Source organism: Leisingera sp. G5_S3_59_S7, assembly GCF_054968485.1.
In genome coordinates this window covers 1-12,904 of the sequence record NZ_JBQKUH010000007.1, presented here as the reverse complement: position 1 = coordinate 12,904, position 12,904 = coordinate 1, and the positions used below count along the sequence as shown (strand labels likewise).

12 protein-coding genes are annotated in these 12,904 nt (G+C 64.9%); all 12 read left to right on the top strand.

Translation table 11 applies throughout. The features are described 5' to 3' along the window. Positions 1–19 precede the first annotated feature (19 nt). Positions 20–622, top strand: coding sequence for an amino acid synthesis family protein (locus tag ACTRWG_RS05620; protein ID WP_462829077.1), 603 nt, complete (start codon positions 20–22; stop codon positions 620–622). Continuing rightward, positions 594–1,397, top strand: coding sequence for an alpha/beta fold hydrolase (locus tag ACTRWG_RS05615; RefSeq protein WP_462829076.1), 804 nt, complete (start codon positions 594–596; stop codon positions 1,395–1,397). The genes ACTRWG_RS05620 and ACTRWG_RS05615 overlap by 29 nt, the downstream gene beginning before the upstream one ends. Beyond that, positions 1,394–2,320, top strand: coding sequence for a flavin reductase (locus ACTRWG_RS05610; protein ID WP_462829075.1), 927 nt, complete (start codon positions 1,394–1,396; stop codon positions 2,318–2,320). The genes ACTRWG_RS05615 and ACTRWG_RS05610 overlap by 4 nt, the downstream gene beginning before the upstream one ends. Continuing rightward, complete coding sequence (locus tag ACTRWG_RS05605; RefSeq protein WP_462829074.1) at positions 2,317–3,354, top strand: LLM class flavin-dependent oxidoreductase; 1,038 nt, start codon at positions 2,317–2,319, stop codon at positions 3,352–3,354. Before ACTRWG_RS05610 ends, ACTRWG_RS05605 begins: the two co-directional genes overlap by 4 nt. A 320-nt stretch (positions 3,355–3,674) precedes the next feature. Next, positions 3,675–5,138: an aldehyde dehydrogenase gene (locus ACTRWG_RS05600; protein WP_027233967.1), complete on the top strand. Its 1,464-nt coding sequence runs from the start codon at positions 3,675–3,677 to the stop codon at positions 5,136–5,138. Positions 5,139–5,435: 297 nt separating this feature from the next. Continuing rightward, positions 5,436–6,710: a flavin-containing monooxygenase gene (locus ACTRWG_RS05595; protein WP_027233968.1), complete on the top strand. Its 1,275-nt coding sequence runs from the start codon at positions 5,436–5,438 to the stop codon at positions 6,708–6,710. A 123-nt stretch (positions 6,711–6,833) separates the two neighbouring features. Beyond that, positions 6,834–7,250 carry a RidA family protein gene (locus ACTRWG_RS05590; RefSeq protein WP_027233969.1) on the top strand — a complete coding sequence of 139 codons (417 nt, stop codon included), beginning with the start codon at positions 6,834–6,836 and terminating at the stop codon, positions 7,248–7,250. Between the two features lie 121 nt (positions 7,251–7,371). Continuing rightward, a complete protein-coding gene (locus ACTRWG_RS05585) occupies positions 7,372–8,046 on the top strand; it encodes a DUF1028 domain-containing protein (RefSeq protein WP_027233970.1) in 675 nt (224 codons plus the stop codon). A 22-nt stretch (positions 8,047–8,068) separates the two neighbouring features. Continuing rightward, on the top strand, positions 8,069–9,565 hold the full coding sequence (locus ACTRWG_RS05580) for an aldehyde dehydrogenase (protein ID WP_027233971.1): 1,497 nt from the start codon (positions 8,069–8,071) through the stop codon (positions 9,563–9,565). A gap of 27 nt (positions 9,566–9,592) precedes the next feature. Then, entirely contained in the window at positions 9,593–10,555 is a 963-nt protein-coding gene (locus tag ACTRWG_RS05575; protein WP_027233972.1) for a LysR substrate-binding domain-containing protein, read from the top strand. Between the two features lie 81 nt (positions 10,556–10,636). Next, positions 10,637–12,706, top strand: a complete 2,070-nt coding sequence (locus tag ACTRWG_RS05570) for an oxidoreductase (RefSeq protein WP_027233973.1) — start codon at positions 10,637–10,639, stop codon at positions 12,704–12,706. Between the two features lie 11 nt (positions 12,707–12,717). Further along, positions 12,718–12,904 (top strand): dodecin (locus tag ACTRWG_RS05565; protein WP_462829073.1); only part of this gene is annotated, 187 nt, incomplete at its 3' end.

Here is a 12,904-nt window from a genome sequence, read left to right as displayed (position 1 = left end):
AGACAGGAAAGACCCGCCCATGCCCGCCGAAATCCGCAAGACGCTGCTGCATGTCGAAGACACCCTGATTGAGGGCGGCAAGGCAGCAGAGGTGCCGCTGAAGATGATTGCCGCGGTGGCGGTGATCAAAAACCCCTGGGCGGGGCAGGGGTTTGTCGAGGACCTGCGCCCGGCGATCCACGACTGCGCGCCGGGGCTGGGGGAGAAGCTGACCGCGATGATCCTGGAGGCCGCAGGCGGCGGTGACCGGGTGGAGGGCTACGGCAAATCCGCCATCGTCGGTGTGAACGGCGAGGTGGAGCATGCCTCTGCCCTCATCCACACGCTGCGCTTCGGCAACCATTTCCGCGATGCGGTGGGGGCGAAATCCTACCTTGCCTTCACCAACACCCGCGGGCCGGCCAATGCACCCTTGCAGATCCCGCTGATGGACAAGAACGACGGCGGGCGGCGCAGCCATTACCTGACCATCCAGCTGTCGGTTGCCGATGCGCCGGGGCCGGATGAGATCGTGATCGCGCTTGGCGCCTCCATCGGCGGGCGGCCGCATCACCGCATCGGCGACCGCTATCAGGACCTGAAGGAACTGGGCCATGACGCCGACAACCCTGCCGCTGTCTGAGCCTTACGGGGCCGTCACCTGCCAGCGGGCAGGGGAGGGGACGCCTCTGGTGCTGATCCACGGGGTCGGCATGCAGGCGGCAGCCTGGGGGCCGCAGATTGAGGCTTTTGCGCAGACCCATGAGGTCATCGCGCTGGACATGCCCGGCCACGGCGGCAGCGCGCCGCTGCCTGCGGGGGCAGACCTGCCGGACTACGTGGCCTGGCTGCACGAGGTGCTGCGGGTGCTGGATCTGGGGCCGGTCAGCCTGGCCGGCCATTCGATGGGCGCGCTGATTGCCGGCGGCTATGCGGTCAGCCATCCTGGAAACGTGGCCCGCGTGGCGCTGCTGAACGGGGTGTTCCGCCGCTCAGCAGAGGCCAGGGCAGCGGTTGAGGCCCGCGCCGCGGAAATCAGTGCTGGCAGTTTTGACCTGGAAACGCCGCTGGCGCGCTGGTTCGGGGACCGCCCCGCCGACCGGCACGCGCGGGCGCAGGTGGCGGAATGGCTATCGGGGGTGAACCTGGATGGTTACGCTGCCGCCTATTCCGCCTTTGCCCGCGGCGACAGCACTTATGCGGATGGCTTTGGCGGCATCCGCTGCCCGCTGCTGGCGCTGACCGGCGACGGGGACCCGAACTCGACGCCTGCGATGGCGCAGGCAATGGCTGATGCCGCCCCGCGGGGCAGGGCGGTTGTCATCGAAGGCCACCGGCATATGGTCAACCTGACTGCCCCCGCAGAGGTCAACGCCGCCCTGCGGGACTGGCTGAACACGGAAGGAGCGACGTCATGAGCGATATCGACCCGAGATCCTTGCGCAACGCCTTCGGCACCTTCATGACCGGCGTCACCGTGGTGACGGCGCATGACCCGGACGGAAACCCCATCGGCTTTACCGCCAATTCCTTCACCTCGGTCTCGCTGGACCCGCCGCTGGTGCTGGTCTGCATCGCCAATTCCTCCAGCAATTACGCCGCGTTTGAGCAGGCGGGCGGCTTTGCCGTGAACGTGCTGGCAGAGGACCAGAAGGACGTCTCCAACACTTTTGCGCGGCCCGTCGAGGACCGCTTTGCCGCCGTCCGCTGGCAGCAGGGACCGCAGGGCAGCCCGGTGTTTGAGGGCGTTTCCGCCTGGTTCGACTGCTCGATGCACAACCGGGTAGAGGCGGGCGACCATCTGATCCTGATCGGCCGGGTCGAGGCGTTTGAGACCTCCCCCGCGCCGGGTCTGGGCTATGCCCGCGGCGCCTATGTGACCGCCGCCGCCGAGGCCGAGGCGCTGACACAGGGCGCCAAGCTGATCGTCTCGGCCCTCATTGAGCATGAGGGCAAGGTGCTGCTCATGGGCAACGGTCAGGGCAAGCTGACGCTGCCGGAAACCCGGGTCGGCAAGGAGGGCGCCTCAGCCGCGCTTGCCCGGCTGATTGCGGAAACCGGGGTCGAGGCGGAGCCGGGGTTCATCTATTCCGTTTTTGAGGACGAAGCGCGCGAGCATCAGCACATCTCGTTCCTGTGCCAGTCCGCCGGGGGCACGCCGGCCAAGGGCGCTTTCACCCAGCTCAGCCAGACCACGCTGATGGACATTGCCGATGCGGCGGTCTGCACCATGCTGGAACGCTTCGCCAGTGAAAGCCGGATCGGCAATTTCGGGGTGTATTACGGAAACCAGATCCGGGGCCAGGTGCGCCCGGTGGCGACAGGGAGCAAGGGCGCATGAAATTTTCCCTCTTTGCGCATATGGAGCGGATTTCTGAGGATCAGGATCAGAAGCGGCTTTATGACGAGTTCATCCAGCTGTGCAAAATCGCCGACGACGGCGGCATGCATGCGGTCTGGACCGGCGAGCATCACGGGATGAATTTCACCATCTCGCCGAACCCCTTCCTGAACCTGATCGACGTGGCACGGCATACGAAAAACGTGCGCCTGGGCACCGGCACGGTGATTGCGCCGTTCTGGCACCCGATCCGGCTGGCCGGTGAGGCGGCGATGACCGACATCATTACCGAGGGCCGCCTGGACCTGGGCATCGCGCGCGGCGCCTACAGCTACGAATACGAACGCATGATGCCCGGCATGGACGCCTGGGAGGCCGGCCAGCGGATGCGGGAGCTGATCCCGGCGGTGCAGGGCCTGTGGCAGGGCGATTACGCGCAGGAAGGCGAGTTTCATTCCTTCCCGGAAACCACGTCCTCGCCCAAGCCATTGCAGGAAAACGGCCCGCCGATCTGGGTCGCGGCGCGCGATCCGAACAGCCATGAATTTGCGGTGGCCAATGGCTGCAACGTGCAGGTGACGCCGCTGTGGAAGGGCGACGAAGAGATTTCGGACCTCATGGGCAAGTTCAACGACGCCTGCGCCAAGCACTCCGATGTGCCGCGGCCCAGGATCATGCTGCTGCAGCACACCTATGTGGCGGACAGCGCGGCGGATGTTAAACGCGGGGCGGAGGAGCTGAACCGTTTCTACTGCTACTTCGGCGCCTGGTTCATGAACCAGCGCGACGTCAGCCAGGGCCTGATCGACCCGCTGAGCGACGAGGAAATCGCCGCGCACCCGTTCTATTCACCCGAGGCGATGGAGCGCGATCTGGTGATCGGCGAACCCGCGGCAGTGATCGAGCGGCTGAAGAAATACGAGGCCCTGGGCTATGACGAATACTCGTTCTGGATAGACTCCAGCATGAGTTTCGAGCGCAAGAAAGCCTCGCTTGAGCGGTTCATCACCGAAGTCATGCCCGCGTTTCAGTAAGGAGCGCCATATGCCTCGCCGTTTTCTGATCGCCATAGCTGTAATCCTTGGAGGGTGCGGCGTCCAAATCAGCGAGAAAACCAACCCGTCGCCAAGATTTCCAGAGGCTCAGTACACGGTCACTACTTTCTGGTACTCGAACAACAAAGCGGTGCCTCGGAGGAAAATGCTGCGGGCAGCCGCGAGAACCTGCCATCTGTCTAAGGATGCAGCGGAGACATCGTTGCTCTGGCAAGAGCCGTATGGACTTGCAGGCACCTGGTGGTTGGACTTCGCCTGTCCCACCCCTGAGACGGATTAGGACATAGAGGAACCTGAACATGCAGACCTTCCAGCAGTATATCGGCGGCGCGTTTGAGGACGCAGGCAGCACCTTCGAAAGCCTCGATCCAGCCACCGGCAAACCCTGGGCGCGTATGCCTGCCGCATCTGCGGAAGATGTGGACCGGGCGGTCAGGGCTGCGGAGGCTGCCTTTTTCTCCAGCGAATGGGCCGGAATGACCGCCACCCAGCGCGGCAAGCTTCTGCTGCGGCTGGCGGATCTGGTGGCGGAACACGCACCAAAGCTGGCAGAGCTGGAAACCCGCGACACCGGCAAGATCATCCGCGAGACCTCGGCCCAGATTGCCTATGTGGCGGAATACTACCGCTATTACGCAGGCCTTTCCGACAAGATCGAGGGCGCGCATCTGCCGATTGATAAACCGGACATGGAGGTCTGGCTGCGCCGCGAGCCGGTGGGTGTGGTGGCGGCCATCGTGCCGTGGAATTCGCAGCTGTTCCTGTCCGCCGTCAAAATCGGCCCGGCGCTGGCGGCGGGCTGCACGGTGGTCCTGAAAGCCTCCGAGGAAGGCCCGGCGCCGATGCTGGAGTTTGCCCGGATTTTTGACCAGGCAGGATTCCCGCCCGGCGTGCTGAACGTGATCACTGGCGGGCCGGAGGCGGGGGCGGCGCTGACCAGCCATGCATCGGTGGCCCATGTCGCCTTCACCGGCGGGCCGGAGACCGCGCGTCATATCGTGCGCAACTCGGCGGAAAACCTCGCTTCCACCTCGTTGGAGCTGGGCGGCAAATCGCCCTTCATCGTGTTTGACGACGCCGATCTGGAAAGCGCGGTGAATGCGCAGGTGTCGGGGATCTTTGCGGCGACCGGACAAAGCTGTGTCGCGGGATCGCGGCTTGTGATCCAGAAGGGCATAAAGGACGCCTTCCTTCAACGGCTGAAAGAAAAGGCCGAAGCGGTGGTCATTGGCGCGCCGGACGACATGGCGACGGAGGTCGGGCCGCTCTGCACTCTGAAACAGCGCGACCACGCGCTGCGGCTGATCGAAGCCTCGGTCAATGCCGGGGCCAAGCTGGTCACTGGCGGCACAGTGCCTGAAGGGGAGGGCTTCTATTTCCTGCCCACGGTGCTGGACTGTTCGGACGCGCCGGAGGCGCCCTGCCTCAGCACCGAATTCTTTGGTCCCGTCCTGTCGGTGGTCACCTTTGGGACCGAGGCAGAAGCGATGGAAATTGCCAACAACACCGCCTTTGGCCTGGCCTCCGGCGTGTTCACGCAGAACCTCACCCGGGCGCACCGGATGATCCGGGGCATCCGGGCGGGCATCGTCTGGGTCAACACCTACCGCGCGGTCAGCCCGATTGCGCCCTTTGGCGGCCACGGCCTGTCGGGCCACGGGCGCGAGGGCGGGCTGCAGGCGGCGCTGGATTACACCAAGGTGAAGGCGGTCTGGCTGCGCACCAGCGACGATCCGATCCCGGACCCCTTTGTGATGCGGTAGGGCGGGACGGACCTTAACATCTCCGGCAGCGCCGCCTGACCTGGCGTTTTGTCCCTTTGCCTGCCGCAGGCACCGGATCCGTTCTTCATCTGGCTGAAAATATCCTCGGGGGAGCGCGAGGGGGCAGACAGCCCCCTCGTTCAAGCCCTTGAACTAAGACAGAAACCCCTGCTTAGCCCCACGCGAACCAGAGGTAAGCCATAGATTTCTTTTGCCCGGCCCGGCGGTGTGGAATTCCTGATGAGGAAGCGCGGCAGGCGTGCAGCCCGTGCCGCAGTGTCAGGAGAGGGTCTGGAGATGGCGATGGAAAAGATAGACACGCTGGTTGTTGGTGCGGGCCAGGCGGGCATCGCCATGAGCGAGCATCTGAGCAGCAACGGCGTGCCGCATCTCGTGCTGGAAAAGAACCGCATCGCCGAGGCCTGGCGGACCGGGCGCTGGGACTCGCTGGTGGCCAACGGCCCGGCCTGGCACGACCGCTTTCCGAACCTGGAGTTCACCGGCACCGATCCGGAGGCCTTTGCCGGCAAGGAGCGGGTGGCGGAGTATTTTGCCGAATATGCCGAGCGCATCAAGGCGCCGGTCCGCACCGGGGTCGAGGTTCTGAAGGCTGAGCGCGTCAATGGCAGCGGCGCGTTCCGGGTCGAGACCTCGGACGGGGTGATCGAGGCGCAGCGCATCGTTGCCGCCACCGGCGCCTTTCAGCATCCGGTGATCCCGCCGGTGGTGCCGGAGGGGGCTGGTATCAATCAGCTGCACTCTTTCCATTACCGCAACCCGGAGCAGCTGCCCAAGGGCGCGGTGCTGGTGGTGGGCGCGGGGTCTTCCGGCGCGCAGATTGCTGATGAGCTAAACCGGGCGGGCCGCAAGGTGTACTTGTCGGTCGGCCCGCACGACCGGCCGCCGCGCATGTACCGGGGCCGAGATTTCGTCTGGTGGCTGGGGGTGCTGGGCCTGTGGGACCAGGCCGCGCAGGAGCCGGGCAAGGAGCATGTGACGATCTCTGTCAGCGGTGCCTATGGCGGCCGGACCATGGACTTCCGCCGTCTGGCGGGTGAGGGCGTGACCCTGCTGGGGCTGACCGAGTCCTATGACAAGGGCACCATGACGTTTGCAGGCGACCTGCAGGACAATATCGCCAGCGGTGACGCCGATTACCTGAAGATGCTGGATCTCGCCGACGCTTATGTGGCGCGCACCGGGATCGGCCTGCCCGAGGAGCCGCAGGCGCGCGAGGCGTATCCGGACCCGGACAGCCTGACCCATCCGATCCGGGAACTGGATCTGGAGAAGGAAGGCATCACCACTATCCTGTGGGCCACCGGCTTCCGCCAGGATTTTGGCTGGATGAAGGTCAACGCCTTTGACGCGCAGGGCCGCCCGCAGCATCAGCGCGGCGTGTCGAGCGAGCCGGGGATCTACTTCCTGGGCCTGCCCTGGCAGTCGCGGCGCGGCTCCACCTTCATCTGGGGGGTCTGGCATGATGCCAGGCATGTGGCCGACCAGATCGCCATTCAGCGCCAGTATGAAGGCTACCGCAGCCCCGGCGAGCGCCGCGCGGACCAGGTTTGAGCGCTGGCTTAGCCGCAGCCGAAGCAAGGGGTAGCCAGAAGGTGCTTTGGCTGTCCCGCCGCGCGTGAGAGTTTTTCCGGCAACCGCACTGTCCGGCCGGCCCCGTCACATCAGGAGGATTTCATGGCCCATACCCGCATCCGCAAGTTCAACACCTCGGACACCTACCCGGAACAGAACCTGGACAACGACCTGTGCCAGGCGGTGGTGACCCAGGGCGGCAAAACCGTGTACCTGCGCGGCCAGTGCCCGCAGAACCTGGATGATGCCAAGAATATCGACAGCCACGATCCGGTGGAGCAGACCCATAAGGTGATGCAGAACATCCAGCAGCTGATCGAAGAAGCGGGCGGCTCGATGGCGCATCTGGTCAAGGTGGTGGTCTATATCACCGACGTTCGCCACCGCGAGGCGGTCTACCGCACCATGGGCGAGTATATCAAAGGCGTGCATCCGGTGTCCACCGGCCTGGTGGTGCAGGCGCTGGCGCGGCCCGAGTGGCTGGTGGAGATCGACGGCACGGCGGTTATCCCGGACTGATCCGGAAGCGGGGAGGGGGCTGTCTGCCCCCTCTTGAGCCTGCGGCTCAATTCACCCCCGAGGATATTTCCGGCCAGATGAAGAACGGATCATCTCCAGCGGCTGGTGAGGAGGAAAGACGATGACATTTTCGCTTGTGGCGCGCTGCGCGGAGACGGGCATGTTCGGGGTGGCGATTTCGTCCTCCTCGCCGGCGGTGGCGGCGCGCTGTTCCTTTGCCCGCGCGGGTGTCGGCGCTGTGGCCAGCCAGAATGTGACCGACCCCAGCCTGGGCCCCTTGGCGCTGGACCTGATGGAACAGGGCATGACGGCTGCCGCCGCGGTGGCCAAGGTGCGCCAGATCGGGCGGTTCATCGAATACCGGCAGGTGCTGGCGGTGGACAGCATTGGCGGCACCGCCATTCATTCTGGGCCGGAGTCCCTTGGCATCTGGACCCAGGCGGAAGGCAAGGATGCGGCCTCTGGCGGCAACCTGCTGGCCAATGACGGGGTGTGCCAGGCGATTGTGGACGGGTTTCAGGCGGCGGAGGGCCATCTGGGCGACCGGCTGATTGCCGCCTTGCGGGTCGGGCTGGCGGCGGGCGGCGAGGCCGGGCCGGTGCATTCGGCGGGCATAAGAATGGTCGACAAGGTAAGCTGGCCGGTGGCTGATCTGCGCTGCGACTGGACCGAAGACTGCCCGGTTGAGGCCGTCGCCACCGCCTGGGAGATCTACAAGCCGCAGCTGGACGCCTATGTCCAGCGCGCGCTCGACCCGCGCGAGGCGCCGTCCTACGGCGTTCCCGGCGACGAATGAGCGGCGGATCAGGGAGAAAGACATGCTGGACTACACATACGACGACTGGAAGAGCCGCGCCGCGGCGCTGACCTTCCGCGGGCAGGCGTTCATTGACGGGACGTTCACGGATGCGGCCTCGGGCAAGACCTTTGCCAGTGTGAACCCGGCGACGGGCGAGGTTCTGGCGCAGGTGGCTGAATGCGATGCGGAGGACGTGAACCGCGCGGTGGCCGCCGGGCGCCGCGCGTTCGAGGACGGGCGCTGGTCGCGGATGGCGCCGGGGGACCGCAAGGCGGTGCTGCTAAGGCTGGCGGATCTGATCCGGGAAAACCTGGAGGAAATGGCGCTGCTGGACAGCCTCGACATGGGCAAGCTGGTCACCGATGCCGCCACCATTGATGCGCCCGGATCGGCGCATTTCTTCCAGTGGTATGCCGAGGCCATCGACAAGGTATATGACGAGGTGGCGCCAACCGGGCCGGGCGATCTGGCGCTGGTCTCCCGCGTGCCCCTGGGGGTTGTGGGGGCGGTGACGCCCTGGAATTTCCCGCTGGACATGGCGACCTGGAAAGCGGCGGCGGCGCTGGCGGCGGGCAACTCCGTTGTGCTGAAACCGGCGGAGCAGTCGCCGCTGTCTGCGCTGCGTTTGGCGGAACTGGCGGCAGAGGCCGGGGTGCCGGACGGGGTTTTCAACGTGGTGCCGGGATACGGCGCCACCGCGGGCAAGGCGCTGGGGCTGCATATGGATGTGGACTGCCTCGCCTTCACCGGCTCCACCGCCATCGGCAAGATGTTCATGCAGTATTCCGGCCAGTCGAACCTGAAACAGGTCTGGCCCGAAACCGGCGGCAAATCCCCCAACCTGGTGTTTGCCGATTGCGAGGATCTGGATGCGGCTGCGGACATGGCGGCCTTTGGCATCTTCTTCAATCAGGGCGAGGTGTGTTCGGCCAACTCACGGCTGTATGTGGAGCGTTCGATCAAGGATGCATTCGTCGAAAAGCTGATTGCCCGCGCCGAGGCCACCCAGCCGGGCGACCCGCTGGACCCGGCCTCGAAAATGGGGGCCATCGTCGATGAGAAGCAGACCGAGGGCATCATGCGGTTTGTTGAGGCGGGCAAATCCTCGGCCAAGCTGGTCGCGGGCGGCGCGCGCGTTACCGTTGATGGCAAGGGCTGCTTTGTGCAGCCGACGATTTTTGATGACGTCAGCCACGATAACCCGCTGGCACGGGATGAGATTTTCGGCCCCGTCCTGTCGGTCATTCCCTTTGACAGCGAGGCGGAGGCCGTCGCCATGGCCAATGACTCGATCTATGGCCTTGCTGCCTCGGTCTGGACCGATAACCTCAGCCGCGCTTGCCGCGTGGCAGACAGGCTGCATGCCGGCACGGTTTCGGTCAACACGGTGGACGCGCTGTCGGCGCAGACGCCCTTTGGGGGCATGAAGCAATCCGGCTTCGGGCGGGATCTGTCCTTGCACTCGCTGGAGAAGTACACTGCCCTGAAAACCACCTGGATCAAGTACAAGACCTGATCCGCCAAAACCCGGGAGAGCCTGCCCTTGCCAGTCAGATACACGCTGCGCCAGCTGGAGTATTTCGTGGCCGTGGGGGAGGCGGGCTCCATCGCGCTGGCCTCGGAAAAGGTGAATGTGTCGTCGCCGTCGATTTCGGCGGCGATTGCGCAGCTGGAACAGGAATTCGGGCTGCCGCTGTTTGTGCGCCAGCATGCGCAAGGACTGGCGCTGACCCAGGCCGGGCGGGTGATGCTGGAGCAGGCCCGCACCGTGCTGCGCGAGGCTGACAGGCTGATGGATATCGCGGGCGATATCTCCGGCCAGGTGCGCGGGCCGCTGGCAATCGGCTGCCTGCTGACCTTTGCCCAAGTGGTGCTGCCTGCGGTGCGGCGCGGGTTCGAGGACCGCTATCCGGACGTGAACGTGCGCCAGATCGAGCTGGACCAGGCGGCGATCTTCAGCGGCATCCGGCGGGCGGAGCTGGACATTGCGCTGACCTACAACCTGGATATCCCGGCGGATCTGCGCTTTGTCACCCTGGCGGAGCTGCCGCCCTATGCGCTGGTGGCCGAGGGCCATCCGCTGGCGGATCTGCCGGAGGTCACGGTGAAGGATCTGCGCGAGCATCCGATGGTGCTGCTGGACTTGCCGTTCAGCGCGGAATATTTCCTGTCGTTCTTTCATGAGGCAGGCATCAAGCCCAACGTGGCCGAACGCACCCGCGACATGGCGGTGATGCGCAGCCTGGTGGCTAATGGCTACGGCTATTCGATTGCCAACATCCGCCCGGTCAACGACCAGTCCCCCGACGGCAAGACGCTGAAGTTCATCCCGCTGAAAGGCGATCTGCGCCCGATGCGGATGGGCCTGCTGATGGCGCCGGATTCGGAGAATTCGATCACTATCCGCTCCTTTGTCGAACACTGCGCGGAGCTGGTGAAGGACGGTGCGCTGCCGGGGCTGAACGCCGCGCCGCAGGGCCAGGCCACCGGCTTAGCGGCAGGCTAATCAATGCTTCCGCAAGCTGACCTTTAGCGCCCTGGCCAGTCCTGTACCCTTCGAGTGCTCTTGCACCGAAGGAGATGGAAATTGCGCGATCCCCGCTATGATATTCTGTTCGAGCCGATGAAGATCGGCCCGCTTACCGCCAAGAACCGGTTTTACCAGGTGCCGCATTGCAATGGCGGCGGCTACCGCGACCCCTCTGCCGCGGCGGAGATGCGGGGCGTCAAGGCCGAAGGCGGCTGGGGCGTGATCTTCACCGAACAGTGCGAGATGCACCACACCAGCGAAATCACCCCCTTCATCGAACTGCGCCTGTGGGAGGACAAGGACATCCCGCAGCTGCGCCGGATGTCGGAAAAGATGAAGACCCACGGCGCGCTGGCGGGCATCCAGCTGGCCTATTCCGGGATCAACGGCCCGAACCTTTATTCCAAGGAGGTGCCGCTGGCGCCCTCTGCGCTGCCGATCCGCACCTTCACCAATGACCCGGTGCAGGCGCGTGCGCTGGACAAGCGGGACATCAAGGACCTGCGCCGCTGGTTCGTGAACGCGGCGAAACGGTCCAAGGAGGCCGGATTTGACCTGATCTGCCTGTATGGCGCGCATGGGTTCGGCATCTTCCAGCACTTCCTGAGCCGCGCCACCAACCAGCGGTCGGATGAATACGGCGGCAGTCTGGAAAACCGCGCGCGGTTCAGCCAGGAAGTGATCGCGGATATGCGCGATGCGGTGGGCGACAGCATGGCGATCACCCTGCGGGTTTCCTTGGATGAGACCATTGGTGAACTCGGATTCTCCAACGCCGAGGTGCGCGACTATATCGAGATGAACAAGGACCTGCCGGATCTGTGGGATCTGGCGCAGGGCACGTGGGAGGATTGCTCCGGGCCGAGCCGTTTCAAGGAGGAAGCCGCGCAGGAGCAGCTGGTGCGCGGCATACATGAGCTGACGGAGAAGCCCATCGTCGGTGTCGGCCGCTTCACCAGCCCCGATGTTATGGCGAAGATGGTGAAATCCGGCACGCTCGATTTCATCGGCTGCGCGCGGCCCTCGATTGCCGACCCCTTCCTGCCGAAAAAGATCGAGGAAGGCCGCATCGAGGACATCCGCGAATGCATCGGCTGCAACATCTGCATCACAGGCGACATGACCATGTCGATCAGCCGCTGCACCCAGAACCCGACCTTCATGGAGGAATGGCGCAAGGGCTGGCATCCGGAGAAGATGAACACCAAGGGTGGCAGCGATAACGTGCTGATTGTGGGCTCCGGCCCCGCAGGCCTGGAAGCCGCCTGGGCGCTGTGCCGCCGCGGCTATGACGTGGCGGTTGCGGAGGCCAGGGACGTGATCGGCGGGCGGGTAACGCGCGAGCGCCAGCTGCCGGGCCTTAACGCTTGGGGGCGTGTCGTGGACTACCGCGACTATCAGCTGAGCCAGCGTCCGAATGTGGAGATCTACCGCGAAAGCCCGCTGGACGCGGACAGCATCCTGGAGTTCGGGTTTGAGAACGTCTGTATCGCCACTGGCTCCACCTGGCGCCGTGACGGGGTCTCCCGCCAGCATGTGGTGCCGATGCCGATTGGTGAGGGTGCCAAGGTCTATACCCCTGACGACCTGATGGACGGCACCATCCCCGAGGGCCGCGTGGTGGTTTATGACGACGACCACTACTACATGGGCGGGGTTCTGGCCGAGCTTTTGGCCTCGAAAGGCGCGCAGGTGACGCTGGTCACGCCGTCGGCCTATGTCAGCGACTGGACCAACAACACGCTGGAGCAGGTGGCAATCCATCCGCGTCTGGTCGAGGCCGGGGTGAAAATCGTGCTCAATCAGGGCATTACCGAAATCCACGCCGGTCACGTGGTCAGCAACTGCACCTATACGGACCGCACCTGGACCATCGAAGCGGACGCGGTGGTGATGGTTGCCTCGCGCATTGGCAACGACGCCCTTTATGAAAACCTCCTCAGCCGCCAGGCGGAATGGCTGGACGCAGGCATCAAATCGGTCAAACTGATTGGCGATGCGAACGCGCCGGGGCCGATTGCGTGGGCTACTTACGCAGGCCACCGCTATGCGCGCGAGCTGGACGGGCCGGACCTCGGCGATGCGCTGCCGTTCCGCCGCGAGATCACCGAGCTGGCCGCAGAGTGAGGAGAAAGGTGATGAGTGACGCAATTTACAAGACGGTCGATGTGGTGGGCAGTTCCGCCAGCAGCATCGAGGACGCGGTGAGCGGGGCAATTGCCCGGGCGTCCAAGACCATCGACCACATCAGCTGGTTCGAGGTGGGCGAGATCCGCGGCCATGTCGAGGACGGCAAGGTCGCCCACTATCAGGTCGGCCTCAAGA

What these genes read in the sequence shown, in the direction of transcription:
- ACTRWG_RS05615 (WP_462829076.1), top strand. Translation starts at nt 594, where the DNA reads ATGACGCCGACAACCCTGCCGCTGTCTGAGCCTTACGGGGCCGTCACC.
- ACTRWG_RS05590 (WP_027233969.1), top strand. Translation starts at nt 6,834, where the DNA reads ATGGCCCATACCCGCATCCGCAAGTTCAACACCTCGGACACCTACCCG.
- ACTRWG_RS05580 (WP_027233971.1), top strand. Translation starts at nt 8,069, where the DNA reads ATGCTGGACTACACATACGACGACTGGAAGAGCCGCGCCGCGGCGCTG.
- ACTRWG_RS05620 (WP_462829077.1), top strand. Translation starts at nt 20, where the DNA reads ATGCCCGCCGAAATCCGCAAGACGCTGCTGCATGTCGAAGACACCCTG.
- ACTRWG_RS05585 (WP_027233970.1), top strand. Translation starts at nt 7,372, where the DNA reads ATGACATTTTCGCTTGTGGCGCGCTGCGCGGAGACGGGCATGTTCGGG.
- ACTRWG_RS05605 (WP_462829074.1), top strand. Translation starts at nt 2,317, where the DNA reads ATGAAATTTTCCCTCTTTGCGCATATGGAGCGGATTTCTGAGGATCAG.
- ACTRWG_RS05610 (WP_462829075.1), top strand. Translation starts at nt 1,394, where the DNA reads ATGAGCGATATCGACCCGAGATCCTTGCGCAACGCCTTCGGCACCTTC.
- ACTRWG_RS05595 (WP_027233968.1), top strand. Translation starts at nt 5,436, where the DNA reads ATGGCGATGGAAAAGATAGACACGCTGGTTGTTGGTGCGGGCCAGGCG.
- ACTRWG_RS05600 (WP_027233967.1), top strand. Translation starts at nt 3,675, where the DNA reads ATGCAGACCTTCCAGCAGTATATCGGCGGCGCGTTTGAGGACGCAGGC.